Source organism: Streptomyces sp. NPDC104371, assembly GCF_055583785.1.
In genome coordinates, this window is the sequence record NZ_JBVJNF010000010.1 from 52,434 (window position 1) to 78,486 (window position 26,053).

Sequence of the window (26,053 nt, forward strand, 5' to 3'; positions counted from 1 at the left end):
GGTCTGCGTCGGCGTTCTCGCCTTCTTCGGCCTGACCATGAAGAAGCTGTACCAGGGCCAGCGCTGACCATCCACCCAGGAAAGCTCCGCTCATGATCGAGATCCCGTCCGACCTCCACAAGGACCTGGTCCCCCTCGCCTTCCTGCTCGGCAACTGGGCGGGCGCGGGCGTGCACGACTTCCCCGGCGCCGAGAAGTGCAACTTCGGGCAGGAGGTCTCCTTCACCCACGACGGCCGGGACTTCCTGGAGTACCACTCCCGCACCTGGGTGCTGGACAACGAGGGCAACAAGGTCAGGCCGCTGGAGAGCGAGTCCGGCTACTGGCGGATCGACGCCGACCGCAAGGTCGAGGTCACGATGGTCCGCAACGACGGGGTCGTCGAGGTCTGGTACGGCGAGCTGGCGCACAAGAAGCCGCAGATCGACCTCGTGACGGACGCCGTCGCCCGCACGGCCGCCTCGGGCCCGTACACCGGCGGCAAGCGGCTGTACGGCTATGTGAAGGGCGACCTCATGTGGGTCGGCGAGAAGCAGACCCCCGAGGTCCCGCTCCGCCCCTACATGTCGGCCCAGCTCAAGAAGGCCGTCACCCCGGAAGACGTCGAACGCTGGGCCAAGGCCCTCCCGGACGACCTCCCGGACGACGGCATCGCCTTCTTCAAGTAGTCCTCCGCTCACCCGGTCCAGACGACGTTGCAGACGTAGACGCACTCGTGCCGGGGGACCGCCAGGAACTGGATGAAGCCGCGTCCGCCGAAGATGGGGAAGTTCCGGAGCCCACCGGGCTTCCCCTCAGGACGGGTGCCCGCCGTCTCGGCGTCCTGCCCGAGGGCGGCGAGTTCGGTGGCGATGCGTTCCACCTCAGCGACCACGCCGACCGGGAGCCCTGCGGTCAGGTGCTCCTCGCTCGGGTTGTAGTCCCACTTCCAGTCGCTCACAGACCGGCCTCCGCCTCGGCCTCGGCGTGGATCCGCCGGATTTCGGCGATGGCGTCCGTCGGATCCTCGACGCCCGCGCTGATCGATTCCTCCAGCCGACGCAGGCGTGCCGCGCGGGAGGGGTACCGCTGGATCGCGACGAACACTCCCCAGGTGTGGACGAAGGCGCGCAGCGGCGCGAGCGACTGAGTCTGCTGCGCGTTGGTCGTCGCCTCGACGAGATCCTGTACGAACGCGGGTACGCGGCTCGGTGTCAGCCTCTCGACCGCGGTACGCAGTGCCTCGGGCGTGAGCGCAGGCATGGGAAGCAGCGGCTCGGGGCGCGGTTCTGGGTGCTGAGCGGTCACGGGAGGTTCCTCTTGCGTCGAGGGCCGGGTAGCTGTGCCGACAGTACCCGTCCCGCGGTTTCAGGCGCGGTGCGGAACCGGTGCCGGGCAATGGGACGCCTACCGCACCCCGCCCTCCTACACTGGGCCTGTGGTGAGCACCGACTGGAAGAGTGATCTGCGGCAGCGCGGCTACCGGCTGACCCCCCAGCGGCAACTCGTGCTCGAAGCCGTGGACACGCTGGAGCACGCGACCCCCGACGACATCCTCTGCGAGGTGCGCAAGACCGCGTCGGGGGTGAACATCTCCACCGTCTACCGGACCCTGGAGCTGCTGGAGGAGCTGGGGCTGGTCAGTCACGCGCATCTGGGGCACGGCGCCCCGACGTACCACCTCGCGGACCGGCACCACCACATCCACCTGGTCTGCCGTGACTGCACGGCCGTCATCGAGGCCGACCTCTCCGTGGCCGCCGAGTTCACCGCCAAGCTGCGCGAGACCTTCGGCTTCGACACCGACATGAAGCACTTCGCGATCTTCGGCCGGTGCCAGGACTGCTCCCCCAAGAGTTCAACTACCCCGTCGTAGGCTTGGATCCATGAAGAGTCCCCTGCTGTCCCTGCCCGGCGCCGTCCCCGCCGAGGGCGTGGACGAAGGCGTCGCCGCCCACTACGGCGACCTGTTCCGCGAGCAGCGTGCCCTCGCCGAGGGCACCGGGTTCGTGGACCTCTCGCACCGGGGCGTCATCACCGTCAGCGGCGCCGACCGGCTGAGCTGGCTGCATCTCCTGCTCACCCAGCACGTCAGCGAACTCCCTCCGCACCAGGCCACCGAGGCCCTCGTCCTGTCCGCGCACGGCCACGTCGAGCACGCGCTGTACCTGGTCGACGACGGCGAGACGGTCTGGGCCCATGTCGAGCCCGGCACCCAGGACGCGCTGCTCGCGTACCTGGAGTCGATGAAGTTCTTCTACCGCGTCGAAGTCGCCGACCGCACGGACGAGTTCGCGGTGGTGCATCTGCCCGCCGGTTCGATCACCGAGGTCCCGGCGGACGTCCTCGTCCGCGAGACGCCGTACGGCCGCGATCTCTTCCTCCCGCGTACGGACCTGGAGGCGTACGCCGAGCAGCACGGCCCCGCGGCCGGGCTCCTCGCCTACGAGGCGCTGCGCGTCGAACAGCACCGCCCGCGCCTCGGCTTCGAGACCGACCACCGCACCATCCCGCACGAACTGGGCTGGATCGGCACGGCCGTTCACCTCCAGAAGGGCTGCTACCGCGGCCAGGAGACGGTCGCCCGCGTCCAGAACCTCGGCAAGCCCCCGCGCCGCCTGGTCTTCCTCCACCTCGACGGCAGCGAGGTCCATCTGCCGCCGCACGGCGCGGAGTTGCGCCTCGCGGACGAGGGCCCCGAGGGCCGCAAGGTCGGCTTCGTGACGACGTCCGTACGCCATCACGAGCTGGGCCCGGTCGCCCTCGCCCTGGTCAAGCGGAACGTCCCGGTCGACGCCCGCCTCCTCGCGGACACCACGGCGGCGGCTCAGGAAGTGATCGTCGAGCCGTAGCGGCGGTTCACATCTCCAGCAGCACCGTGAACGGGCCGTCGTTCGTCAGCCCCACCCGCATCCGCGCGCCGAACCGGCCCGTCGCGACCGTCGCGCCCAGCGCGCGGAGCTGCGCCACGACCTCGTCCACCAGCGGCTCGGCGACCTCGCCCGGCGCCGCCGCGTTCCAGGTGGGCCGGCGGCCCTTGCGGGCGTCCCCGTAGAGCGTGAACTGGCTGATCACGAGGAGCGGCGCGTCGATGTCGGAGCACGACGTCTCGTCGTGCAGCATCCGGATCGACCAGAGCTTGCGGGCGAGTTGGGCCGCCTTCTCCTTGGTGTCCTCATGCGTGACCCCGACGAGGACGCACAGTCCCTCGCCGCTGATCTCGCCGACCGTCTCGCCGTCCACGACGACGCTCGCGCCGTCCACCCTCTGCACCACCGCACGCATGAGGACCATGATGCCGTGCGCCCCCGAGGCGCCCGAAAGGGGCCGACACAACCCCGGTCCCTCCAAGGCGCCACTCCCTGATGCGCTTGGGCTCGTTGTGCATCGGTGATGCCCTTGTGCCCCGTGTTGCCGTCCGGTTCTCTTCCGGTTCTCTTCCGGACGCGTCCTCATTGGTCCATAACGCCCCCATCTGGGGCTGATCGGGGGCACTCGGTCACACAACGGCCACTCACGGTGGCACGATGCGTGTGTTGCGGCGTATCCGTGGGGTGCCGCGCCGGTCGAGGGGACGGTTGAGAGGTACATGAGCACACCGAGTACCGGGCTGCCGCCGGAGGCCGTGGCGCCCGCCTGCACGGGCAGTACGGGGGAGATCCGGCCGACCGTGGGCAGTACGGGCGAGATCCGTCCGCCCGTGCAGCGTACGGACAGTTGCCTGCCCGCGGACCCTCCCGAGGACGACCTGTCCGCGCTGCGCCTGGCCGAGCTGCGCACGCTGCGCCGGGACGCCCAGCGGGACGAGGCCGACCTCAGCTACGTACGGCGGCTGCTCCAGGGCCGTATCGACATCCTGCGGGCCGAGCTGGCCCGGCGCGGCGGACGGGCCGCCTCGGAGGGGGTCGTGGAGCGGCTCTCGGAGATCCTCGCGGACGCTCCGGCCCGGCAGCGCTCCTCCGCCCGCCATGTGACGCTCGGCACACCGCGTGGCGAGGAGTACCGGCGGCTGGCGGCGGAGATGCTCGCCGAGGTCGAGCTGTCCGACCTGCTGGCGCGCACGGACGAGGAGTTGGCCGCGGGCCTCGGCCGTCTCGTGGCCTACGAGCAGCAGGCGTCCCGGCGGCGGCAGCGGTTGCAGCGCACGGCGGACGGATGCAGTGCCGAAATCGCGCGCAGGTACCGTGAAGGAGAAGCACAAGTAGACGACCTGCTCATGTGACGTGGTGGGCTCCGGCGAACCCGGAGCCCGCCGGTGCGCACGGCGGCCCCAGACCCCGGTGCCGGTCGCGGCCCGGAAGAGTCCGGGTGGCGCGGCGGACGGGAGCGCCTGGGCCGTACGCGGTGCCGTGTCCGGTGGGATCCCACCGGGCCGGAAGGCGCCGGGCGGGTCCCCCGTCGACCCGAAGGCCGCCGCCCATGTCCACCGCTGTCCAGATCACCACCCCGTCCGCTCCGTCCGCCGTCCCCCCGGTGCTCGCCGAGGTCGTCCGCTCCGGGTTCGTCGAAGGGCGCCACCGGGGCAGCCTCGTCGTGCTGGCCGCCGACGGCAGCGTGGAGATGGCGCTCGGGGACGCGACGGCGCCGGTCTTCCCGCGCTCGTCCAACAAGCCGATGCAGGCGGCCGGTGTGCTGCGGGCGGGCCTGGAGCTGACCGGGGAGCGGCTGGCGATCGCCGCCGCGAGCCACTCGGGCGAGGCCTTCCACCGGGACCTGGTGCGCACGCTGCTCGCGGAGCACCGCCTCACCGAGGAGCAGCTCCAGTGCCCGCCGGACCTCCCGCTGGACCCGGAGGAGGCCGAGGCGTACCTGGCCTCGGGCGCCGTACGCGAGCGGGTCACCATGAACTGCTCCGGCAAGCACACGGCGATGCTGGCGGCGTGCGCGCTGCGCGGCTGGCCGCTGGACTCCTACCTCGACCCCGCCCACCCGCTCCAGCAGTTGATCCACTCCGTGGTGGAGGAGGCCGCCGGGGAGCCCGTGGCGGCGGTCGGTACGGACGGCTGCGGAGCCCCGCTGATGGCGATCAGCCTCGTCGGCCTGGCCCGCGCCTTCCGCTCCTTCGTCCTCGCCGCGCCGGGCACGGCGGAGCGCCGCGTGGCCGACGCGATGCGCGCGCACCCGGAGTACGTGGCGGGCACGCGCCGCCCCGACACCTGGCTGATGCGCGAGATCCCCGGCGCCCTGTCGAAGATGGGCGCGGAGGCGGTCCAGGCGGTGGCCCTGCCGGACGGCCGGGCCCTGGCCTTCAAGGTGGACGACGGCGCGGTCCGCGCACTCGGCCCGGTCCTGGCGCGAGCCCTGCCCCTGCTGGGCGTCGAGGGCCCGGTACTGGAACGGATCGGCAAGGCACCCCTGCTGGGCGGCGGCCGTGAGGTGGGGGAGATACGGGCGGTGTTCTAGAACCTGCGGGGCCGGGGGCTTCGTCGGGCCGGTGGGCGCCGCGAAACCCCCGCGACAGGTCCGTGGGCGTGCGTCTAGCGTGACCCCATGAGCCGCCGCATGCGCGACATCGACGTACGCCCCGTCACCGAGGGTGACATCCCCGACTGGACCCGCGCCCTCAACACCGGGTTCCTGCGTTCCTCGGCCTCCACCGAGGCCGAGTTCGCCGACCGCGGCAGCTACCTCGTCCCCTCCCGCACCCTCGGCGCCTTCGACGACGGCCGCTGTGTGGCGACGTTCCGCTCCTTCGCGCAGGAGCTGACCGCGGTCGGCGGCAGGCCCGTCCCGGCCGACGCGATCAGCAACGTCACGGTCACCGCCACGCACCGCCGCCGGGGCCTGCTCACGCGCATGATGGCGCTCGACCTCGCCGCCGCGAAGGAGCGCGGCGATGTCGTGGCGACGCTCATCGCCGCCGAGTACCCGATCTACGGCCGCTACGGCTTCGGCCCGGCCACGCACACCGCCGAGTGGACCGTCGACGTCCCGCGCACCGGTCTCGACCGCCACCGCCCCGTCCCGGACGACGGCGGCCGGATCGACCTCGTGGACCCCGCCGAGGTGCGCAAGCTCGGCCCCGAACTCTTCGAACGCGTGCGGAGCACGCAGCCCGGCGCCATCAATCGCGACGACCGTTGGTGGCGGGTGAACACGGGCGAGATCCGCCTGGCCCGCGCGCCCTGGAGCGAGCCCTTCTACGCCGTCCACCGCGCCGCCTCCGGTGAGGTCGAGGGGCTCGCGGCCTACGTGTGCGACGACCGCTGGAACGACGACAAGCGGCCCCTGAACACGGCGACCGTCAAGGGCCTGATCGCCACGAGCCCGGCCGCCGAGCGCGCCCTGTGGCACTACCTGTGCTCCATCGACTGGATCACCACGGTGAAGTCGGGCTACCGCGCCCCGGACGACCTGCTGCCGCACCTCCTGCCCGACCCGCGCGCCGCCCGCCTCACCACGTACGCCGACTGGCTGTGGGTACGCGTCCTGGACGTCCAACGGGCCCTGGAGGCACGGACGTACGCGACCTCGGGCACGCTCGTACTGGACGTGGTGGACGAGGCGGGCCTGGCCGGGGGCCGCTATCTCCTGGAGGCCGGACCGGACGGCGCGCGGTGCACGCGGACCGACCGGGAGGCCCAGTTGACCCTGTCCGTGGGCGAGTTGGGCACCCTGTGGCTGGGCGACGAGTCCGCCGTGCGGCTCGCGGCGCTCGGGCGGGTGCGGGAACAGCAAGAGGGCGCCGCCTTGGTCGCCGACGCCCTGCTGCGTACGTCCAGGCGACCGTGGTGCCCGGACATGTTCTGAGCCTCGCGGCTCGTGGGAGGGGTACTCCTTCCGCGCGCGTGGGTGGCCGCTGTACTGGTGCCGTTCATCCGTAGCGATTCGAGCGATTCAGTTGTGGTGGTGCGGCAGGACGCGAACCGGCGGGGCTCCCGGCTCCCCTCTGGAAGGGAGCCTCGTCGGCGGTACATCCGGGACCTGGCAGAAGTTGGCGACCAACTCCCCGTAACTATCTCCGCGTCCACATGTCTCATAACCGCCTTTCACCGAACTATCCCAAGATGGCGCCAAGTTGAAGGTGCCGTGCGGACGCGTGGCGGCGGGACCCGTTGTATCGGCCGGTCCGCGACGTGGTCGGTCTGCGCCAACCTCTCTCCACAACTCCCCATGGCTACAGGCTGGTTGTAGCGTCGATGGCGTGGCCCAGGAGGAGAACGGTGCAGTGAACGGCAGCGGAAGGTTCTCGCCCCAGGACATCGCCGACGCCCTGCGGACCCGTATCCGCACCGGCGACCTGAGGACGGGCGACCGCCTGCCGACCCAGGCCGAACTCGCCGAGGAGTTCAGGGTGGAGCGCGGCGCGGTCCGCCAGGCCCTGCGCGTCCTCCAGGGGGACGGGCTGCTCAGCGATGTCAGCAAGGGCAGCCCGCCCCGGATCGCCGAACCCCGGCCGACGAGGGACGAGCCGCAGTCGCCGCTGGTCGGGCTCGCGCCGAGACTCACGGCGGCGTTCGCCGCGCCGCATGTGCGTATCGACGCCGCCTGTCTGACCGCCGAGACGCTGACGCTGGCACTGGGCGAACCGGTACGGCTGATCCACGAGGGCAGGATCCGCCCGGTGTCGATCGACGTCCGCATCCTGCTTCCGTCCCGCGACATCAATCTGGCGTTCCCCGTCCCGGTCGACGCGGGCGGCGAGGACGCCCCGGTCCACAAGCGCTGGCTGGACCAGCGCAACGCCCAGGGCCATGTCCTGCGCCACAACCTCCAACTCCTGCGCTCCTCGCACGACATCGACGTCCATGTGACGTTCCGCGCGCTTCCGTTCACCCCTCCGGTGAAGCTGTACCTCCTCAACGGAACGGAGGCGCTGCTGGCGTACTACATGCTCACGAAGCGCGAGGAACAGGTGGAGAGCCGGACGCTGGAGATGTACGACACCCTGGGCGCCAAGTCCCTTCTCTTCTCCTTCGAACGCCGCACCGGCCGACGCGACGCGGCGTTCGTGGACCAGTCCCAGAAGTGGTTCGACGCCCTGTGGGAGACGATCACCACGGACCTGACGCTCTCCTCGTGACGTGGAGCCGCGATCAGGTGCCTACACGTTCCTGTACGTGCACTGCGCCAACTCCACGACATCGGCGACCACGCAACTGACGTTGTCGGGGCCACCGGACTCGTTGGCGAGGGCGATCAGTTCGCGGACCGCCCGGTCGGGCTCACCGGTCTCGCTGAGTACCCGGCGGATCTCCTCGGTCGGCACGACGGTGGACAGACCGTCGGAGCAGAGCAGATACCGGTCTCCCGACAGGGCGTCCTGGAGGCGCAGTTCGGGGGTGCCGTCGGCGCCCTCGCCCAAGCCCCGTACGAGCAGGGACCGTTGGGGATGCGAGGCGGCCTCCTCCGGGGTGAGACGCCCCTCGTCGATCATCGACTGCACCAGGGTGTGGTCATGGGTGATCTGGAACAACTCCCCGTCGCGCAGCAGGTAGATGCGTGAGTCACCGATGTGGACGAGCGCCAGACGCGAACCGGTCCAGAGCATCGCCGTGAGGGTCGTACCGGCGCCCTTCGGCCACGCTCCGGCCCCGGCGACGCCCCGCACGGCCCGCCCGGCCTGTTCGACGGCGTCCTCCAGGACGTCGAGAAGATCGCCCGCCGGGACGCTCTCGGTCTCCAGACGCTTGAGCGCGTCGACGGCGGCGGCGCTCGCGGGTGCCCCCGCGCTGCCGAACCCGTCGGCGACGGCGAGCAGTCGGGAGCCCGCGTAGGCGGTGGCCTGGTTGCTCTCCCGGACGAGCCCGGTGTCGGACAGTGCGGCGTAGCGGATGCCCAGGGGTTGGGCGGTCGCGGTCATGAGAGGGTCCTTCCAGGTCAGTTGGTCGATGAGGAAGGTGGCCAGGTCCCGCCGCGCGGCGGTGTCGGCCTCGACCGCGGCCCAGTACGCGCGGACCTCGCGGGCCGCCGGGCCCGCCTCCAGCGTGCAGACGTACTGGATACGGGCCAGCGGCATCCCGATCCGCCGGAGCCAGGCGACCAGTCGGGCCTGGTCCAACTGCTCCGGTGCGTAGCGGCGATAGCCGGTGACCGGGTCGACGCGGGCGGGGGCCAGCAGACCGAGTTCGTCGTACAGCCGCAGTGCCTTCGGCGACAGCCGGGACGCCTTCGCGAACGCCCCGATGGTCAGCAACCCCATGCCCCGCCCCTCCCTCGTACCGAGCACGTCGCCCGGCCCCACCGATGCTGCGGCTTCCCCCAAGGTGAAGGTCAACCACCGCCCTCCGGTCGCATACGTCAGCCCTCGCCGCGGGTGGCCACCACCGCCCAGGTGCGATGCGGGACGTCGAGAACCTCGCCGGGGAAGCGGTCGTTCAGCACCCGGCCGAGGGCGTCGTCGAACCGTTCCACCTCGTCCGTCGGCAGCGCGGCGCCGACTCCGGCACTGGCCCGGATCCGGCCCCGCCACGCCGTGGGCGAGTACGGCACGGCGAGGTCGAAGGAGAAGGTCTCGATACCGGTGAAGCCCGCGGTCGCCAGGTCGGTCAGCCAGCGCGGGTACAGGCCGGTGCCGCCGCCCATCGTCCAGGCCGGGTTGACGGAGAGGATCAACTCCTCGGTCGCCTCGACCACGGTGCCCGGCAGCGGCAGCCAGTCGAAGTGGGCGATGACGGCCCGGCCGCCGGGGCGCAGCAGCCGCCGTACCTCGGCGGTGGCCTTCGGCGCGTCGAACCAGTGCCAGCACTGACCGGCGCTCACCACGTCGTACGACGCGTCCGGCAGCCCGGTCGACTCCGCCGTGCCCACCCGGTAGTCGATCTCCACTCCGGCTTCCCTGTCCAGCTCCCGAGCCTGCTCCAGCAGCGGCTGCGCCGGGTCCAGCCCGGTCACTCGCGCCCCGGCCCGCGCGAACAGCCGGCCAAGGGCGCCGGTACCGGTCCCGAGGTCGAGCACGTCCTTGCCGGGGAAGGCGATGCCGTGCCGGTACAGGTGGGCGACGATCTGCGGCGGGAATCCGGCGCGGTGGCGACCGTAGTCCTGCGCGGTGAGCCCGAAGTCGGGACGGAACGAGGTGGTCATGAAGGGCCTCCTGGCAGCGGAAGGGGGCATGCGGGACGCGGGATTCGAGCCGGGCTGTTCCGGCTGGTCGGATCCCCGCATGACGGATGGGTCGCGACTGAGCCATGCCTATGGCTCGGCGCAAGACATACCCACCCTGCTGGACCGGATCGCCCCGGAACCGAAGCCCGAGCTGTGGAGCGACCTGTGGTCGGCGCTGTGCCATCAGGGCAGCGTCTACTCGGCCGGCTTCGCGGCGCTGCCAGCGAGGACTACGCGCTCTCGGACGGCGACGGCGATGTCGAGAAGAGACCGCTGCTCCCGGCCGCCCCGGCGAACCTGGACGGCATCGGCCGCCGTCTCCACGCCATCGCCCGCGCCGACGGCCGACACGAGGTCGCCCACGCACTGACCCACGTATTCGGCCACGCGACGTGCCCGGCGTGCGAAACCCACCTCTCCGTGGCCGACCGGTGTCCTGTCCCAGATAACTGTGAGCAGGGCGAGGTGCTGACGTGCGGTGCCTACGGTTGGGTGGGACGAGCTTCCCTCCGCCCGTCCCACCCAACCGTAGGCAGCCGCCCACCTGACCAGGCTCGTCCCTGCGCTCAGGCCGATCTCAGTTGATGTGGTCCGACTTCGCTGTGCCGTCGGCCGCAACCGGACCGCTGGCGTGGCTAGGACTGACGGCGTGCGAAGAGGACCGCACCTGGAACGCTCTCGTCGGGGGTGATCAGCATTTGGGCCTCGACGGTGAACCCGGCATCGCGTAGCCAGGCCGCCACTTGGTCAGGCTGGCGGCGGTGAACGTGGACGTTCATCGGGTGGCCGCCGTAGCCCTGCGTCTTCAGCCTTGACCCGTCGCCGACGTGAAAGCCGAGCAGCAGTGGTCCGCCGGGACGCAACACGCGCCGGAAGTGGCCGAAGACCGTGGGCACTGTTTCGTCGGGGACGTGAATCAACGACCAAAATGCGAGCAGGCCGACGACTGAAGCATCTGCGAGGTCGAGGTCGGTCATCGAGCCCACCTCGAACCGCAGGCTGGGGTGGTCACGTCGAGCCATGTCGATCATCCCGGATGAAAGGTCGATGCCGAAAGCGTCCACACCCAGCTTGTGCAGGTGAGCGGTGACGTGTCCAGGTCCGCAGCCCACGTCCGCCACTGGGCCACTGCCAGCGGCGTGCACTAAGTCGGCGAACAGCGCCAGAGCCGCCCGAAGATATGGCGCCCCGGCCAGAGCCTCGCGTAGTTGGTCGGCATAGCTGACAGCGACCGTGTCGTAGGAGGTCCGGGTGTCTGCCAACCAGTGGTCCGCGTTCATGGCTCGACAGAGTAGTGCAGCGGTCAGGATGACGAACCAGAGCAACTGAGTTCAACGACGAATCAGACCAGGCCACTTGAGACGGAGACCAGATCCTTCGAGAAGGAACAGCGTCCTAGGATCTCGACCGATGCCGAGCTGTCCCATCTCAGATGGGTCCGGGCAGCGTAGGCCGTTGACCAGGGACGCTCAGAGCTGAGTGGGGCGAGGAAGGTGTGGGGCGTCACGGTTGGCGATGAGCGTGGCCACGGCCTCGGGGTTGCCGAGCCGATACTCGATCTCCGCGGCCGATGACTTGACGGTCTTCGTGAGCCAGACGCGGCTGGTGCCCCGAAGCGTGCTCTTGGTGGGGAAGCGCTGGTGGAACTGGGCGATGCTGCTGAGGGAGACGTAGAAGTCGTCGCTCATCGCCAGTTTCCTCCAGTGGGGTGACGTGAACATGTGGATCAGCGCGACGCGTTCGGGGAAACCGGCTGCTGTCAGCCAGGGTGCCTTCCTGTCCGGCTCGACTTCGGGTCCTTTGACTCGGACCAGGTCGTGAAGGGTCTCGGCGCGGTGGACGAGCCGGTAGTGGCGGTGGGCGAGGCCTGTCCAGAGCCCTGTGGTGAGTTCTTCGCAGAGGTCGATCAGGGCCGGGCCGTGATGTCGGCGAAGGCGCCAGTACTTCTGCTGTGCTCGAACGACATCGGGGGTGCGGGACAGATCGAGCTGCTCCTCGGGCGCGTAGACGTGCTGACCGACCCAGAGTTTGTGGCGGATGCAGACGTTGTCGTGGACGGGTGCCCAGATCTGGGCGGGCAGTGCCGCGCCGGTGCGCGCGACGACGCAGCGGCGGCAGGCCCAGCGAAGGACGTGGTCATCCGGGATGGCGGGCCGATCCGCAGGGCGGCCGTCGGTCTGAAGGTCAGGGAGTGTGCGGACCAGGCGTTGTCGAGTCTGACCGCTGAGGATGCAGAGGACATTGACGCTGGTCAGCTGCGATTCCAGCCAGCGTGACGGTGCCCGCAGCCGGGCCAGAGGGACATGGTTGGCCAGGGCCAGTCGGGACCAGTAGGACGACTCGCACTCGCCGGGAAACGGCGGCAGAGGGATGGGCAGAGGACGGATCAGAGCCGGGCGGAACATGTTCATCCCGCGTGGGGCAGGGACGAGGGACGGCCGTGGCCGGAGGATTCGCTGCTGTGGTCGATGCGGATGTTCTTGATCGTGGCCCGCGTGATGCGTTCACTCTGGTCGAGGATCGCGGAAATGGCCGCGGCCCGAACGAGGTGGGAAAGGCTTCCGATCATGCCGCCTGTGCGCTGGTGCAGGTATCTCACCATCTTCACCAGGGTGTTCGGCTCGTGCTGGTGGAGGCGCAGGGTGTTCTCCATGGACGCGATCAAAGACCGCCACTCGGTGTTGAGGGGGAAGGGGCCGGTGCGAAGAAGGACGCAGCGGCCGGCGAGCTGCTTGCCGCGGATGCCGGTGAACAGCCCCGACTGCTCGACGTTGATGCCGGCATAGACGAAGGTCGCGGGCAGGTGCTCCGTGAAGTACTTCAGGTGGTCGGAGAGGTCTTCCCCGGCGATGGTGGCGTGATTGAGCAGGTGGATCTCGTCGACCAGGACCAGGTCCGTGCGCGCTTCGATGAGCACCTGGCAGACAGCGCTGGTGACGTCGATGGTGTTGTGCCGCGGGCCGATCACGGGCAGGCCGAGGAACCGGGCGAACTCCATCGCGAGTTTGCGCGGCGAGCCCTTGGGCGGGGCGGTGATGTAGACGACCGGGTCGCTTCCCGGATAGCGCTGCCGGACACGGAGTTCGTGCAGGCGGCCGAGCTGCTTGAGCGCGGTGGTCTTCCCGGTGGTCCACTCCCCGGAGACGATGAGTCCGCGACGGGCGCCGTGCTCGCGCTGGTTGAGCAGGGTCAGAAGCCGCCCCTGGTGGGCGATGTCCTTGACCGTGGACGTGCCAGCCGCACCAGTTGCCCTGGCCTCGGAAAGCCGGGAACCGACGCTCGGGTCGTACGGACTCGAACCGCACCGGCCACAACCAAAGGCCCCCGCTCACGGACACCGGCCGTGCTGACGTACTCCAGCTCGATGTCCTCCGCCGACACCTCATCCGCATCCATCCCGGGCCTCCGGTACGACGCCGACCAGCCGCTCCGACCGTAGAAGCGCCGTGACCGCCGTACCTACACAAGACCGGAACTCTCCAGAACTTGCCTACACATGACCGGGACCCAGCCCCGTATGCCTACAGATGAATGGGACTGCCTACACATCGCAGAGACAGGACAGGCCGGTCGGTGTCAGGATCAGTCGCCGACCGGCAGGTCAACGGGTTCGACACACTCTTGCAAGCAGATGCTTGCAAGAGTTAGCGCCGATGAGGCAAGGTGGAGGCATGGCATCGCTCAACGTCGGCGGTCTTGGTGAGTACCTGCGCGAACAGCGGCGCAACGCGCAACTGTCGCTCAGGCAGCTCGCCGATGCCGCCGGGGTGTCCAATCCGTATCTGAGTCAGATCGAGCGCGGGCTGCGCAAGCCGAGCGCGGAGGTGCTCCAGCAGGTCGCCAAGGCGCTGCGGATCTCCGCCGAGACGCTGTACGTGCGGGCCGGCATCCTCGACGCCGAACGGGACCCGCAGGAGTGGCGGAGGGAAGAGGCGACACGCGCCGCTCTCCTCCACGACCCCACGCTCACCGAGCGGCAGAAGCAGGTGCTGCTCCAGATCTACGAGTCCTTCCGCAAGGAGAACGGCTTCGAAGCCGCGCGGGCAGGCGCGGCGGCTCAGGACGCGGACGACGACACCCAGGACGCCGCGGCCCCCGGCCCCCATACGGCCGATGGCGGCGACGTCGGTCCGCGGCCGACGGTCAGTTGACCGGGACGATGACGAGACGATCGGGGCAACCGAGATGATCGGGACGATCAGGATCATCGGGACGACGGGAAGGCGCCCGCGGACCGCCCCTCAACCCTCAACCGAAAGCCGAACCGGGAGGACCATCCCCATGGCCATCACCGACGACCTGCGCAAGACCCTCAGCGACCCGACCCCGCTCTACTTCGCCGCCGGCACCGCCGACCTGGCCTTCCAGCAGGCCAAGAAGGTGCCCGGCCTGATGGAGCAGTTGCGCGCCGAGGCCCCGGCCCGTATCGACGCCGTCCGCAACGCCGACCCCAAGGTCGTGCAGGAGAAGGCGACCGCGCGTGCCAAGGAGGCCTCCGCCCGGGTCAAGGAGACGCAGGAGAGCATCCAGACGAAGGTCGGCGAGATCCTCAGCTCGCTCGACCTGGACATCAAGAAGCTCGGCAGCAACCTCGACGCCGACCTGAAGAAGCTCAGCGAGGGCGCCCAGGACCTCGCCCTGCGGGGCGTGGGCGTCGCCGCCGAGTACGCGGTCAGGGCCCGTGAGACCTACGAGAAGGTCGCCGAACACGGCGAGCAGGCCGTACGGACCTGGCGCGGTGAGGCCGCCGACGGGATCGAGGAGCTGGCGGTCGCCGTCGAGCCGTCCGCGGAGCCCGTCGAGGTCAAGGACGAGCCGAAGCCGGCCGCGTCCGAGGCCGAGCAGGCCAGGAAGCCCGCGATGAAGAAGGCCCCGGCCCGCAAGCCCGCGGCGAAGAAGACCATGCCGCCGGCCCAGTAGAAGCCACGACGGGGAACGGGCCGGGCACTCTGGAAGTCTCCGGCCCGTTCTTACGGGTACACGGCCGCCGGACACGGGTACGGTGGCCGGAGGAACGACTCGACTCGGGTGGTGGGCATTGTGCTGATGACGGCATTCGGCGGCCTGATGTGGCTGCTCTTCACCGCCATTCTGGTGCTCGCCGTGGTGGCACTGGTGATGGCGGCGCTGTTCCGGGACGACGCGTACCGCGCCGCGGACAAGCAGAACAAGGGCTTCTGGCTGATCATCCTCGGCCTCACGGTCGCGGTGAACCTCCTGGTGCCCATCCTCTTCCTGCAGATCATCGGCCTCATCGCCACGATCGTCTTCTTCGTGGACGTCCGCCCGGCCCTCAGCCAGGTATCGGGCGGCGGCTGGGGCCGCCGACGCCGCGGCGGCAGCAGCAGCGACGGCCCGTACGGGCCGTACAACGGCGGCCGGTAGACCCCCCCGCGATCTCGCTCACGGCCCCCGGTCGAGCAGCAGTACCGCGACGTCGTCCGTCAGTTCTCCGCCGTTGAGGTCGCGGACCTCGTTCACCGTGGTGCGCAGCAGTTCCTTGCCGCTCAGGCCCTCGGCCAGTCGGCGGCGGACCAGGTTCACCATGCCCTCCTGGCCGAGCCGCTCCGTGCCCTCGCCGATGTGGCCCTCTATCAGACCGTCGGTGTAGAGCATCAGGCTCCAGACCTGGCCCAGCTCCACCTGCGTACGCGGCCAGCGGGCACGCGGCAGCAGGCCGAGCGCCGGGCCGTTCTTGTCGTACGGCAGCAGCTCGGCCGCGCGGTCGGGACGGGCGAGCAGCGGTGAGGGGTGACCGGCCAGGCACAGCCCGGCGCTGCGTCCGTCCGGCGCGATGTCCACCGTGCACAGCGTCGCGAAGATCTCGTCGTTGTCGCGCTCGTGCTCCAGGACCTGCTGAAGCGTGGCGAGCAGGTCGTCGCCGCACAGGCCCGCCAGCGTCAGGGCGCGCCAGGCGATGCGCAGCTCCACGCCGAGCGCGGCCTCGTCCGGGCCGTGCCCGCAGACGTCGCCGATCATCGCGTGCACCGTGCCGTCGGGGGTGCGGACGGTGTCGTAGAAGTCGCCGCCGAGCAGCGCGCGGGAACGGCCGGGCCGGTAGCGGGCGGCGAAGCGCAGGGAGGAGCCGTCCAGCAGCGGGGTGGGCAGCAGGCCCCGCTCCAGGCGGCGGTTCTCCTGCGCCCGCAGCCGGGACTCGGTCAGCCGCCGCTCGGTCGTGTCGGAGCGCTTCCGCTCGACCGCGTAGCGGATCGCGCGGCTCAGCAGCCGTCCGTCCAGCTCCTCGCGGAAGAGGTAGTCCTGGGCGCCCACGCGGACCGCCTCGGCGCCGCGCTCGGCGTCACCGGACGCGGTGAGCGCGAGGACGGCGTGGCGGGGTGCCAGTTCGAGCACATGCCGCAGCACGGCCAGCTCGTCGCCTTCCTCGTCGGCCCGTCCGGGGGCGGGCAGCGCGAGGTCCAGCAGGATGCAGTGGACGTCGTCGGTGAGCAGCCGCCCGGCCTCGGTGAGGTTACGGGCGGTACGCAGCCGGATGGGCCGGCCCGCCGAGTCGAGCAGCTCGGGCAGGAGCGGTGAACCGGCCGGATCGTCCTCGATCACCAGCAGGGTGAGCGTGTCGGCCGGGCCGCCCTTGGTCCGGGGTGCGGCCGAGGTCCCCGGCGGGGGCCCGGCGGGAGCCTGACCACTCTCCACGGCCGGGGTCACCCTCTGCCGCGGTACGGGTACGGGCATCGTGTCTGGGTTCCTTCCCTCCCCCCGAGGGCACGGTGGGGCGAGGGACCTCGACCCACCGACGGGGACCATAGCGGGAGCAGTGGTCGCAACGGAATGCCCGGTGGGGTGACGCGCGGAATCAGGCTGACGTCATATGCCGCATCCCGTACCGCAGTTGGACAGGGCGCGGCCGGTCCGGGGATGAGGAATGTCACGCCGTGCGGAGGTTTGACGCGGCGGTGGCGTGCGCCAGGTCACAGGGGGGACGTCACGGCGTGTCCGGCCCCTCGACGGGCGGTGCCCGGCCCGTCGAGGAGCGGTGTCCACCGTGTGCTCACGCGTCGGGCCGTACGACCCCGAGGATCGGCATCGTGCCCGCTCCCGCGAGCGTCACCGTCCGGCCGGGCCGCGGCGCGTGGACGATCGTGCCGTCGCCGACGTACATCCCGACATGGCTGGCGTCCTTGAAGTAGATGATCAGGTCGCCGGGGCGCATGTCCTTGACGCCGACGTGCCGGAGCTGTCTCCACTGCTCCTGCGAGGTGCGCGGAATGCCCGTACCGGCCGCCGCCCACGCCTTCGACGTCAGCCCCGAGCAGTCGTACGACTTCGGGCCCACGGCGCCCCACTGGTACGGCTTGCCGATCTGGTCGGTCGCGAAGTCCACGGCTCTGCGGCCGTCCTCGGACGCCTTGCCGTTGATCTCCCGCAGTATGCCGGAGCCGAGCCAGGAGGCCTGCGCCTTCTTCGCCGCTTCCTCCTCCAGCTTCCGCAGCCGTTGCTGCTCCTGCTTCTTCAGCCGGGACTCGACCTTCCGGGCCGTCCCGATCTGCTTCTCGATCTTCTTCTTGGCCTCGGCCTTGGCCTTGCGGTTGGCCTCGAGCTTCTTCCAGTGCTCGGAGGCGTCGTTCGCGTACTGCTTCAGGTCGTCCTGGGTGCGCGTCAGCTCCGTGAGCATGCCCTGGGTCGCGTGCTCGCCCTGGCGGACGGTGCCCGCGCCGTCGAGGAACTCCTGGGGGTTGCGGCTCAGCCAGAGCCGCACCTCGGGAGGCAGGCCCTCGCCGCGGTACTGGGCGCGGGCCGCCGCGCCCGCCCGGTCCTTCAGCCGGGTCAGCTTCTCCTGGCCCTTGACGATCTCCTGGGCCAGCTCGACGAGCTGCTTCGACTGCTTGTCGGCCTTCTCCTCGGCCGCGTTGTAGGCGTCCGTGGCGACCGCGGCGTCGTGGTAGAGGTCGTTCAGCTTCTGGCGGATCGCCTCAAGGTCCTTGTCGGGGGCCGCAGTCGGGCCGCCGGACGGAGTGGGTGCCGGAGTCGGCCGGCTCGGAGTCGCGTGTGCCGCGCCTGGCGCGCCGAGCACACTGACCGCGCAGACCAGGGCGATCGCCGCCGTGGTCAGGGTCCGCTTGCCGGATCCCATATGTCGCCCCCACATCTGATTTACCGTCAGTAACTAGCGGTCGCCTGGGGGATCGTGCCATGTCGGCGCGGAATGTGACAGAGGTGGGGCTCGAGCGCGCGAAAGTCCCTCCCGTTGCCGTACCCAGTACGACGATCTCCTTTCCCCCGCACCGGCCCGCGTACGGCGCTCTTCCGCGAATGTGACGAACGACGCAGGAGGAACGTCCTCTTGGGGGGCGCGAGGGTGGAGCGGTGAGCGCCCCGGGGTGGGGCGGGCTCACGCCTGAGGGGCCAACGCCCCCCAGGAGACGGTGACTTCGCCCTGGCGCCAGCGCGTCGGGCCGTCGGTCACCGGCCAGTCCGCCGTCAGTTGGCGGACCGTGCGTATCCAGCGCTGGCGCGCGCCGTACGAGGCGTAGGGCGCGGCGGCGGCCCAGGCGCGGTCGAAGTCGCGCAGGAAGGCGTGCACGGGCTCGCCCGGGACGTTGCGGTGGATGAGCGCCTTCGGGAGCCGCTCGGCCAGGTCGGACGGGCGGTCCAGCGAGCCGAGCCGGGTGGCGAAGGTGACCGTGCGCGGGCCCTCGGGGCCGAGGGCGACCCAGACGTGGCGGCGGCCGATCTCGTCGCAGGTGCCCTCGACGAGCAGTCCGCCACAGGAGCCGGACGCCGGATCGGCGGGCGCGAGCCGGGCGCACAGCCGCTCCCAGACGGCCGCGACCTCGCGCTCCTCGTACTGCCGCAGCACGTTCGCGGCGCGGATCAGGGACGGGCGGCCGGGGACGGGTACCTCGAAGCCGCCGTGCCGGAACACCAGGCCCTCACGGGCGTACGGCTGCGCGGCGGCGACCCGGGCGGGCTCGATCTCGACGCCGACCACGCGGGCGCGGGGCGCGGCACCGCGCAGGCGGCACAGCAGTTCCACGGCGGTCCACGGCGCGGCGCCGTAGCCGAGGTCGACGGCGACCGGGTCCGCCGTACGGCGCAGTTCGGCGCCGTGGACCGCGGCGATCCAGCGGTCCATCCGGCGCAGCCGGTTCGGATTGGTGGTCCCGCGCGTCACCGTGCCCACGACGGGGGTCCCCCCGGCCGAGCGAGGCCGAGAGCGGGGGAGGGGCGAGGTGCGGGTTGGCATGTGTACGAGAGTAAGCGGCCGGATGACGGGGCCGAGCAGCCTGTGGATAACCCCACTGGCCCTCCCGCAGCGCACCCCCGTACCCCGCCACGCCTCGAACGGTTGAGCGAAGTTTGGTAATGATTCGGTAAAGCGACGTGTGGGGGAAATGGAGCGCCGCGTTCTGGTGTTCCCACCCCTGGAGAGAGGGTCCGCACCGTCCGTCGGGCATGGCCGCAACAAGGAGGAACGCCAGGTGAGCCAGTATGTGAGCAGGCTCGGGCGTCGCTCTCCGGCGGCTCCCCCCAGGCTGCGGCTGCACCGCCGCCCCCGCCGCGTCGCCATGCTCTCCGTGCACACCTCACCGCTCCACCAGCCCGGCACGGGCGACGCGGGCGGCATGAACGTCTACATCGTGGAGCTGGCCCAGCGGCTGGCGGCCATCAACATAGAGGTGGAGATCTTCACGCGCGCCACCTCCGCCGCGCTCCCGCCGAGCGTCGACCTCGCCCCCGGCGTCCTCGTCCGGCATGTCGACGCCGGTCCGTACGAGGGCCTCGCCAAGGAGGACCTGCCCGCGCAGCTCTGCGCCTTCACCCACGGCGTGATGCAGGCCTGGGCCGGCCACCGGCCCGGCTATTACGACCTCGTGCACTCCCACTACTGGCTCTCCGGCCATGTCGGCTGGCTCGCCGCCCAGCGCTGGGGCGCCCCCCTGGTGCACGCCATGCACACCATGGCCAAGGTCAAGAACGCCTCCCTCGCCGAGGGCGACACCCCCGAGCCTGCCGCCCGTGTCATCGGCGAGACCCAGATCGTGTCCGCCGCCGACCGGCTCATCGCCAACACCGCCGACGAGTCCGAGGAGTTGGTACGCCACTACGCGGCCGACCCGGGCAAGGTCGCCGTCGTCCACCCCGGCGTCAACCTGGAGCGCTTCCGGCCCGCCGACGGCCGTGCCGCCGCCCGCGCCCGCCTCGGGCTGCCGCAGGACGCCTTCATCCCCCTCTTCGCCGGGCGCATACAGCCCCTCAAGGCCCCCGACGTCCTGCTGCGCGCCGTCGCCGTGCTCCTCGACCAGCGTCCCGAACTGCGCCCCCACATCGTCGTACCCGTCGTGGGCGGGCTCAGCGGTCGCGGTCTGGCCAGGCCGGAGGGGCTGCAGAAGCTGGCCGCGCGGCTCGGGCTGTGCGACGTGGTGCGCTTCCATCCGCCCGTCGGGCAGGACCAGCTCGCGGACTGGTTCCGCGCCGCGTCGGTGCTGGTGATGCCGTCGCACAACGAGTCGTTCGGACTGGTCGCCATCGAGGCGCAGGCGGCCGGTACCCCGGTGCTGGCCGCCGCGGTCGGCGGACTGCCCGTCGCCGTCCAGGACGGCCGGACCGGATTCCTCGTCCAGGGGCACGATCCGGCCGCCTACGCGCGCGTCCTCGGCGAACTCGCCGACGACCCGGGGCTGTCCCTCCGGCTGGGCGAGGCCGCGGCCCGGCATGCCCGGTCCTTCGGCTGGGACACGGCCGCCCGCGCGACGGCCGATGTCTACACGGCCGCCATCCAGGCCCATCGGCGCCGGGTCCGCGCGTACCACGGCTGACAGCGGTCGCGTAGGCTCCCGGCATGGCTGAGGAACAGCGGGCGGCGCGGGTCATCGAAGAGACCCTCAAGGACGCCGAACTGGAGTGGGAGAGCCCGCGTACCGGCTCGTACGTCGTGAAGCTCCCCGGGACGCACAAGCTGTCCACGACCGTCTCGCTCCTGGTCGGCAAGCACTCCCTGTCCGTCAACGCGTTCGTCATCCGGCACCCCGACGAGAACGAGGCCGGGGTGCACCGCTGGCTGCTGGAGCGCAACCTCAAGCTGTACGGGGTGAGTTACGCCGTCGACCCGCTCGGCGACATCTACCTGACCGGCAGGCTCCCGCTCACCGCCGTCACCGCGAACGAGGTGGACCGCCTGCTCGGCTCGGTCCTGGAAGCGGCGGACGGAAGCTTCAACACCCTCCTGGAACTGGGCTTCGCGTCCGCGATCCGCAAGGAGTACGCCTGGCGCGTCTCACGCGGCGAGTCGACCCGCAATCTGGAGGCGTTCAGCCACCTGACCGGACGCCCGGAGTCCTGAGCCCCGACGGGAGGGCCGGGGCTCAGCCGCACACCAGGCGTTACCTCGTCGAGCGGGAGCGGTATCCGGCCACTGTGGACGTGACGTTCCTCGACGCGGTTGTGGGGAAGGTGGCGGCGGACGGCCCGTCACAGGCCTCAGGCCGTACGGACTTCCGGCTCGGCCGCCTCCACGTGCGCCTTCGCCACCGGCTGTTCCACGGGCAGGCGGCGCATCAGAACCCCGTACCCGAGGGCCGCGCCCGTGCCGATCACCGCGCACATGCCCCACAGCCACTCCGTGCCCAGGCGGTCGATGACGAAGCCGGACATCAGGGGGGCGGTCAGGGCCGCGACCGCCCAGGACAGGGTGTACATGCCCTGGTAGCGACCGCGTCCGTGCACAGGGGAGAGGCGGACGACGAGGCCGGTCTGGGTGGGTGCGTTGACGATCTCCGCGAGCGTCCACACGCACACCGTCAGCGCGAAGACGCCGACCGAGCCCGCGAACGCGGTGAGTCCGAAGCCGTATCCCGCGAGCAGGGACGAGATGACGAGCAGCCGACGCGGGTCGCGGTGCTCGATGAAGCGGGTGACCGGGATCTGGAGCGCCACGATCAGGACGCCGTTGACGGCGATCGCCATGCCGTAGTCCGCGGGGGTGAAGCCCGCCTTGCCCATCGCCACCGGCAGGCCCACCGACCCCTGCTGGAAGATGAGCGCGACCAGGAAGGACAGGCCGACCACGCTCATGAAGCGGCCGTCGCGCAGAACGGTCCCGAGGCCGACGCTCTCGGCGGCTTCCTTGGCCGTCGGCTCCGGACGCGACTCCGGCAGCTTCACGAAGACGACGATCGCGCAGACCATCGTCATCCCCGCCTCGATCAGGAACCCGGCGAGATAGCTGTACTCGGCGATGAAGCCCGCCCCCATCGAGGAGACCGCGAAGCCCAGGTTGATCGCCCAGTAGTTGAGGGAGAACGCGCGGACCCGGTCCTCGGGCCGGACGATGTCGGCCATCATCGCCTGCACGGCGGGGCGCGAGGCGTTGCTCGCCATGCCGACCAGGAAGGCGACGGCCGCGATGGCCACCGGGTCGTGCATGAAGCCGAGCAGGGCGACGGAGAGGGCCGTGGACGTCTGGGCGATCAGCAGGGTGGGCCGTCGTCCGAGCCGGTCGGTCATCACGCCCGCGCCGAGGGAGGAGACGACCCCGCCGAGGCCGTGCAGCGACGCGACGAGACCGGCGTACGAGGCGGAGTACCCACGCTCCAGGGTCAGATACAGCGCCATGAAGGTGGCGACGAAGCCGCCGAGACGGTTGACGAGCGTGCTGGTCCACAGCCACCAGAACTCACGGGGGAGCCCGGAGACGCTCTGTCGTGCGGCGCGTCTCAGGGCGGTGAGCGGCATCAGGAATCCCCCAGGGTGTAAGCGGTACAGATCGCTTCGACACCTTACGAAGAGGGATCGGACGGAGCCACTCGATTAACAGATGTCGTCAACCGTCGTATCAGCCGTCGTATTCCAGCCGCTGGGCAGCCGTTCCGGGCCTGCCGTTTCGTACGCCGGGCGGGCGCGCAGGCGTCCGGAGGGTTCGATTACGCTCAGGACCATGGCCGACGCACCGTACAAGCTGATCCTCCTCCGCCACGGCGAGAGCGAGTGGAACGCGAAGAACCTGTTCACCGGCTGGGTGGACGTCAACCTCAACGAGAAGGGCGAGAAGGAGGCGGTCCGCGGTGGTGACCTGCTCAAGGACGCCGGCCTGCTCCCCGACGTGCTCCACACGTCCCTCCTGAAGCGCGCGATCCGCACGGCCCAGCTCGCCCTGGAGACCTGCGACCGCCACTGGATCCCGGTCCACCGCACCTGGCGCCTGAACGAGCGCCACTACGGCGCCCTCCAGGGCAAGGACAAGGCGCAGACGCTCGCCGAGTTCGGCGAGGAGCAGTTCATGCTGTGGCGCCGGTCCTACGACACCCCGCCGCCGGAGCTGGACCGCGACGACACGTACTCCCAGTTCTCCGACCCGCGCTACGCGACCCTCCCGCCGGAGGAGCGCCCGCAGACGGAGTGCCTGAAGGACGTCGTCGGCCGCATGCTCCCGTACTGGTTCGACGCCATCGTCCCCGACCTCCTGACCGGCCGCACGGTCCTGGTCGTCGCGCACGGGAACAGCCTGCGCGCCCTGGTCAAGCACCTCGACCGCATCTCGGACGCCGACATCGCGGGCCTGAACATCCCCACGGGCATCCCCCTGGCCTACGAACTCGACGCCGACTTCCGCCCGATCACCCCCGGCGGCACCTACCTCGACCCGGACGCGGCAGCAGCCGCGATCGAGGCGGTCAAGAACCAGGGCAAGAAGAAGTAAGCGCCCACGAGTTAGCCCCCTGCCTGCGGATTCTCCGCTGGGAGGGGGCTTCTTCGCGCTCTGGGGCCGCCTGCGGGCCGTTGGGGTGATGGGGCCGTGTGCTCTCCGGGCTCCGGTTCCTGTTTCCACTCCGCTCTGGCGCCGACGCTCTGGAGCACAGCGACAGCGGACTGGACCCTGTACGCAGACAGCCCTCCAGGAGGGTGACAGGCGCTTGGCGCGCCAGCGCCCGGCTGTGCCACGAACTCAGTCCGGAGGTGATCAGGTCGACCTCAGGTGCAGTTGCTCGCAAATCGCGAAGTCGCGCTTTTGGAGGAATGGTGAAGGAGAAAGTAAACGATGTCGACGCGCTGATACGGTATCCGAAGCGAAGGCTCGTAAAGAGCTGGTAGCAGAATCGAGACCGCTTCAATAAACGATTCTCTTCCCTTCGGACGTAGGTAATAGGGCAACCGATGGAAAGTCAGTTGAGTATCACGCATCGCTCGCGTCGCTTCATTCTGCGGCAATACGATTCCGCATCGACTGCATCCAGGGTAGCCATGGAGAGGGGGTGGCAGGAGGTCGGCAAAACTGAGAACAAGGGCTTCAGGAAGAAAGCGCTGCACATTGCTTGGGAGATGTCATCGGGGGTTGGGCTCAGCTATTTGAGTGACAGTAAGGAGCGGACGTCGTACATGCTCATCACGAGCAATTCGACCTCGGATCTTGATCCTTATGTGACTCAACTCATGGAAGCGAATCTAGAATTTTACACACCTGAGGAACTCCTCGATGAAGTGGTAATGGCCCGTACTCCCAAGATCAAAGGGCTGGCGCTCATTCGATCGGGTATCGGAGCTCCGGAACATCCGACGAAACCGTACGTGCGCACCTATTTTGAAGCAATGAGAAGCTCATCGCCGAGTGTGCGTCTGAGCGGAATCACGGCCATTGGGTATTCCGAATGGCCGGAGTTCCTGGAACTTCTGGATGCCGTAGCGGTAGAAGACGACGACAAAGAAGTGAGGAGTCATGCAACGAGCATGGCCAACGCCTTCCGGAAGGCGACGAGAGGAGAAGAATGACCCGCTACCCCGACGTCCCGATGGTCAGGCACATTGTCCGGCGCCCTTTGCTGCTCCTAGTCCTCGTGCTGATTGCTGTGGGAACCAGGTGGCTCAAAACCCTGTTGCCGCAGTCATGGGACGGTGTGCCTTACGGGTTCGCCATGCTCGCTGGTGTGTGGTCCATACGATCGACACTCCGCCGAGCTACGACCACCGCTTGATGATCTTTGCTGGAAGTTCCGGGGCCGGCCACACCTGGATGCGGATTCTCTCGGTGGTTTCGGGGCTCTCGTCAGCGTCGATGTCGGCCTGAGCCGCCCGAGCCAAGTTGTTCCGGGACACGCGGACACGATTCCAGCCTGCCGGGACCTCGAACGTAGCCGCATCGGGGGCGTAGTCCGTACAGCCCAGGACCATCAGGCGCCCCAACGACACATCGAGGCTGGCCTCAACCACGTGATCGAATTCCGAGCTGTCATCACTCGGCTCCTGAGGCAGGACAACGACAGTGACGGATACGTTGACGTTGACCGCCGTGCCAATGCCCAGCGCATCCTGCGCAACCGCGAGGTGATCGGTAACGGCCTGATCCGTCCACGCGTCGCTGAGATCACCGTCCGAATCCGCATCGGAGACGTGTATCTGGAAGTAGTCGGCGAAGAGGGTGAGCTCTGTCGTTGTCGTCATGGCGGCACAGTGCCATGCAGCACTGACAGCGCTGTCGTCCCACTCCGGCTCGAAGTAGGGCTCAGGTGCTGCCAGTTGCCGACGCATCTCGGGGCGGCGGGGAAACGGCGGTGGTGGTGCTCCGTGTTCGGGATGGACTCGTCGACGACGTACGCGGAGTCGCAGTGGTACCCCTCCTCCGTGAACGCGTCCAGGACGGCCTCGTGCAGGGGCAGGGCCGAGATGTGCAGCAAGTCGTTGTCGACTTCCACGCCCTCGTCGCCCCAAGTGCGACGGAGCTTGCTCTTCACCGAGAGCACCACTCCCAGGGCCCGTCCGCCGAGTTCGCTCACCGGCGTCTCCCAGGACAGCCGCTCGCCCTTGCGCAGAGTGATGTCCGAGGGCCTGGCGACGCAACTGTCGAACTCGTAGTCGCGCTGCTCGCCGCTGTAGTGTGTGTACCGGACCGTGAAGCGCAGGTAGATGCCCTCGATGCGCGTGTCGCGCGTGTCGCCTCTGAGGAGGACCTCGCCCTTCACCTCACCGCCCGGATACACCGGCCCCCGGACCCGCGTGTCCACCTCGACCGCCTCGTCCGGGTCCCCGATCCCGAACAGCCGCTTGAACCCCGGCTACAGCGGGCTCAACGCGGCGGCCTGGC

Annotated in this window: 29 protein-coding genes; 14 read left to right on the forward strand and 15 right to left on the reverse strand. The window is 69.9% G+C overall.

All coding sequences use genetic code 11. The features are described 5' to 3' along the window. Positions 1-92 precede the first annotated feature (92 nt). The gene (locus ACZ60T_RS26800) at positions 93-668 is read left to right on the forward strand and encodes a heme-binding beta-barrel domain-containing protein (protein ID WP_365624966.1); all 576 of its coding nucleotides are present in this window, start codon (positions 93-95) and stop codon (positions 666-668) included. 8 nt (positions 669-676) lie between these two features. On the opposite strand, the gene ACZ60T_RS26805 is transcribed toward ACZ60T_RS26800, so the two are convergent. Both ACZ60T_RS26805 and ACZ60T_RS26810 read right to left on the reverse strand, forming a co-directional pair. After that, positions 677-940 carry a hypothetical protein gene (locus ACZ60T_RS26805; RefSeq protein ID WP_365624963.1) on the reverse strand — a complete coding sequence of 88 codons (264 nt, stop codon included), beginning with the start codon at positions 938-940 and terminating at the stop codon, positions 677-679. Next, positions 937-1,287, reverse strand: coding sequence for a DUF6247 family protein (locus ACZ60T_RS26810; protein ID WP_469668178.1), 351 nt, complete (start codon positions 1,285-1,287; stop codon positions 937-939). Before ACZ60T_RS26810 ends, ACZ60T_RS26805 begins: the two co-directional genes overlap by 4 nt. Before the next feature lie 130 nt (positions 1,288-1,417). Between ACZ60T_RS26810 and ACZ60T_RS26815 the strand changes: the two genes are divergently transcribed. Together ACZ60T_RS26815 and ygfZ are read left to right on the forward strand one after the other, a co-directional pair. Further along, the gene (locus ACZ60T_RS26815) at positions 1,418-1,855 is read left to right on the forward strand and encodes a Fur family transcriptional regulator (RefSeq protein ID WP_365624957.1); all 438 of its coding nucleotides are present in this window, start codon (positions 1,418-1,420) and stop codon (positions 1,853-1,855) included. Between the two features lie 10 nt (positions 1,856-1,865). Next, complete coding sequence (gene ygfZ / locus ACZ60T_RS26820) at positions 1,866-2,831, forward strand: CAF17-like 4Fe-4S cluster assembly/insertion protein YgfZ (RefSeq protein WP_469668180.1); 966 nt, start codon at positions 1,866-1,868, stop codon at positions 2,829-2,831. A gap of 7 nt (positions 2,832-2,838) precedes the next feature. Here ygfZ and dtd read toward each other — a convergent pair whose 3' ends face one another. After that, positions 2,839-3,264: a D-aminoacyl-tRNA deacylase gene (gene dtd / locus ACZ60T_RS26825; protein WP_469668181.1), complete on the reverse strand. Its 426-nt coding sequence runs from the start codon at positions 3,262-3,264 to the stop codon at positions 2,839-2,841. Positions 3,265-3,568: 304 nt separating this feature from the next. Between dtd and ACZ60T_RS26830 the strand changes: the two genes are divergently transcribed. From ACZ60T_RS26830 to ACZ60T_RS26845, 4 genes are all read left to right on the forward strand, one after another. Beyond that, positions 3,569-4,201: an RsiG family protein gene (locus ACZ60T_RS26830; protein ID WP_365624948.1), complete on the forward strand. Its 633-nt coding sequence runs from the start codon at positions 3,569-3,571 to the stop codon at positions 4,199-4,201. A gap of 197 nt (positions 4,202-4,398) precedes the next feature. Then, complete coding sequence (locus tag ACZ60T_RS26835; protein ID WP_365624945.1) at positions 4,399-5,382, forward strand: asparaginase; 984 nt, start codon at positions 4,399-4,401, stop codon at positions 5,380-5,382. A gap of 87 nt (positions 5,383-5,469) precedes the next feature. Next, positions 5,470-6,729 carry a GNAT family N-acetyltransferase gene (locus ACZ60T_RS26840; RefSeq protein WP_469668182.1) on the forward strand — a complete coding sequence of 420 codons (1,260 nt, stop codon included), beginning with the start codon at positions 5,470-5,472 and terminating at the stop codon, positions 6,727-6,729. Positions 6,730-7,147: 418 nt separating this feature from the next. Continuing rightward, complete coding sequence (locus ACZ60T_RS26845) at positions 7,148-8,002, forward strand: GntR family transcriptional regulator (protein ID WP_469668351.1); 855 nt, start codon at positions 7,148-7,150, stop codon at positions 8,000-8,002. A 21-nt stretch (positions 8,003-8,023) separates the two neighbouring features. On the opposite strand, the gene ACZ60T_RS26850 is transcribed toward ACZ60T_RS26845, so the two are convergent. The 6 genes from ACZ60T_RS26850 to ACZ60T_RS26875 form a co-directional block, all read right to left on the reverse strand. Then, positions 8,024-9,121: a MerR family transcriptional regulator gene (locus ACZ60T_RS26850; protein ID WP_469668184.1), complete on the reverse strand. Its 1,098-nt coding sequence runs from the start codon at positions 9,119-9,121 to the stop codon at positions 8,024-8,026. A 98-nt stretch (positions 9,122-9,219) separates the two neighbouring features. Beyond that, a complete protein-coding gene (locus ACZ60T_RS26855; protein ID WP_469668185.1) occupies positions 9,220-10,002 on the reverse strand; it encodes a class I SAM-dependent methyltransferase in 783 nt (260 codons plus the stop codon). Between the two features lie 216 nt (positions 10,003-10,218). Beyond that, positions 10,219-10,410 carry a hypothetical protein gene (locus ACZ60T_RS26860; RefSeq protein ID WP_469668187.1) on the reverse strand — a complete coding sequence of 64 codons (192 nt, stop codon included), beginning with the start codon at positions 10,408-10,410 and terminating at the stop codon, positions 10,219-10,221. 248 nt (positions 10,411-10,658) lie between these two features. Further along, complete coding sequence (locus ACZ60T_RS26865) at positions 10,659-11,303, reverse strand: class I SAM-dependent DNA methyltransferase (protein WP_469668189.1); 645 nt, start codon at positions 11,301-11,303, stop codon at positions 10,659-10,661. Positions 11,304-11,492: 189 nt separating this feature from the next. Next, complete coding sequence (locus ACZ60T_RS26870) at positions 11,493-12,428, reverse strand: hypothetical protein (protein WP_469668190.1); 936 nt, start codon at positions 12,426-12,428, stop codon at positions 11,493-11,495. Positions 12,429-12,430: 2 nt separating this feature from the next. Continuing rightward, positions 12,431-13,237 carry an AAA family ATPase gene (locus tag ACZ60T_RS26875; RefSeq protein ID WP_469668352.1) on the reverse strand — a complete coding sequence of 269 codons (807 nt, stop codon included), beginning with the start codon at positions 13,235-13,237 and terminating at the stop codon, positions 12,431-12,433. Positions 13,238-13,694: 457 nt separating this feature from the next. Between ACZ60T_RS26875 and ACZ60T_RS26880 the strand changes: the two genes are divergently transcribed. The 3 genes from ACZ60T_RS26880 (at position 13,695) to ACZ60T_RS26890 (ending at position 15,408) form a co-directional block, all read left to right on the forward strand. Further along, entirely contained in the window at positions 13,695-14,174 is a 480-nt protein-coding gene (locus tag ACZ60T_RS26880; RefSeq protein WP_469668192.1) for a helix-turn-helix domain-containing protein, read from the forward strand. A 130-nt stretch (positions 14,175-14,304) separates the two neighbouring features. Continuing rightward, the gene (locus ACZ60T_RS26885; RefSeq protein WP_365624927.1) at positions 14,305-14,943 is read left to right on the forward strand and encodes a hypothetical protein; all 639 of its coding nucleotides are present in this window, start codon (positions 14,305-14,307) and stop codon (positions 14,941-14,943) included. Positions 14,944-15,063: 120 nt separating this feature from the next. Further along, on the forward strand, positions 15,064-15,408 hold the full coding sequence (locus tag ACZ60T_RS26890) for a DUF2516 family protein (RefSeq protein ID WP_365625171.1): 345 nt from the start codon (positions 15,064-15,066) through the stop codon (positions 15,406-15,408). Positions 15,409-15,426: 18 nt separating this feature from the next. On the opposite strand, the gene ACZ60T_RS26895 is transcribed toward ACZ60T_RS26890, so the two are convergent. From ACZ60T_RS26895 to ACZ60T_RS26905, 3 genes are all read right to left on the reverse strand, one after another. After that, positions 15,427-16,713: a PP2C family protein-serine/threonine phosphatase gene (locus ACZ60T_RS26895; RefSeq protein WP_365624924.1), complete on the reverse strand. Its 1,287-nt coding sequence runs from the start codon at positions 16,711-16,713 to the stop codon at positions 15,427-15,429. Positions 16,714-17,029: 316 nt separating this feature from the next. Then, on the reverse strand, positions 17,030-18,112 hold the full coding sequence (locus ACZ60T_RS26900; protein WP_469668193.1) for a C40 family peptidase: 1,083 nt from the start codon (positions 18,110-18,112) through the stop codon (positions 17,030-17,032). A gap of 258 nt (positions 18,113-18,370) precedes the next feature. Further along, entirely contained in the window at positions 18,371-19,162 is a 792-nt protein-coding gene (locus ACZ60T_RS26905; RefSeq protein ID WP_469668195.1) for a class I SAM-dependent methyltransferase, read from the reverse strand. 298 nt (positions 19,163-19,460) lie between these two features. Here ACZ60T_RS26905 and mshA point away from each other — a divergent pair, with 298 nt between their 5' ends. Beyond that, positions 19,461-20,798: a D-inositol-3-phosphate glycosyltransferase gene (gene mshA / locus ACZ60T_RS26910; protein WP_469668196.1), complete on the forward strand. Its 1,338-nt coding sequence runs from the start codon at positions 19,461-19,463 to the stop codon at positions 20,796-20,798. 23 nt (positions 20,799-20,821) lie between these two features. After that, positions 20,822-21,322, forward strand: coding sequence for a type III secretion system chaperone family protein (locus ACZ60T_RS26915; RefSeq protein WP_365624912.1), 501 nt, complete (start codon positions 20,822-20,824; stop codon positions 21,320-21,322). Between the two features lie 137 nt (positions 21,323-21,459). Here ACZ60T_RS26915 and ACZ60T_RS26920 read toward each other — a convergent pair whose 3' ends face one another. Further along, complete coding sequence (locus ACZ60T_RS26920) at positions 21,460-22,713, reverse strand: MDR family MFS transporter (RefSeq protein ID WP_469668197.1); 1,254 nt, start codon at positions 22,711-22,713, stop codon at positions 21,460-21,462. A gap of 202 nt (positions 22,714-22,915) precedes the next feature. Here ACZ60T_RS26920 and ACZ60T_RS26925 point away from each other — a divergent pair, with 202 nt between their 5' ends. After that, on the forward strand, positions 22,916-23,677 hold the full coding sequence (locus tag ACZ60T_RS26925; protein WP_365624906.1) for a phosphoglyceromutase: 762 nt from the start codon (positions 22,916-22,918) through the stop codon (positions 23,675-23,677). 467 nt (positions 23,678-24,144) lie between these two features. Next, positions 24,145-24,744, forward strand: a complete 600-nt coding sequence (locus tag ACZ60T_RS26930; RefSeq protein WP_469668199.1) for a hypothetical protein — start codon at positions 24,145-24,147, stop codon at positions 24,742-24,744. A 186-nt stretch (positions 24,745-24,930) separates the two neighbouring features. On the opposite strand, the gene ACZ60T_RS26935 is transcribed toward ACZ60T_RS26930, so the two are convergent. Both ACZ60T_RS26935 and ACZ60T_RS26940 read right to left on the reverse strand, forming a co-directional pair. Next, on the reverse strand, positions 24,931-25,413 hold the full coding sequence (locus tag ACZ60T_RS26935) for a hypothetical protein (RefSeq protein ID WP_469668200.1): 483 nt from the start codon (positions 25,411-25,413) through the stop codon (positions 24,931-24,933). Continuing rightward, the gene (locus ACZ60T_RS26940; RefSeq protein WP_469668353.1) at positions 25,410-26,009 is read right to left on the reverse strand and encodes a sporulation protein; all 600 of its coding nucleotides are present in this window, start codon (positions 26,007-26,009) and stop codon (positions 25,410-25,412) included. The genes ACZ60T_RS26935 and ACZ60T_RS26940 overlap by 4 nt, the downstream gene beginning before the upstream one ends. Positions 26,010-26,053 lie beyond the last annotated feature (44 nt).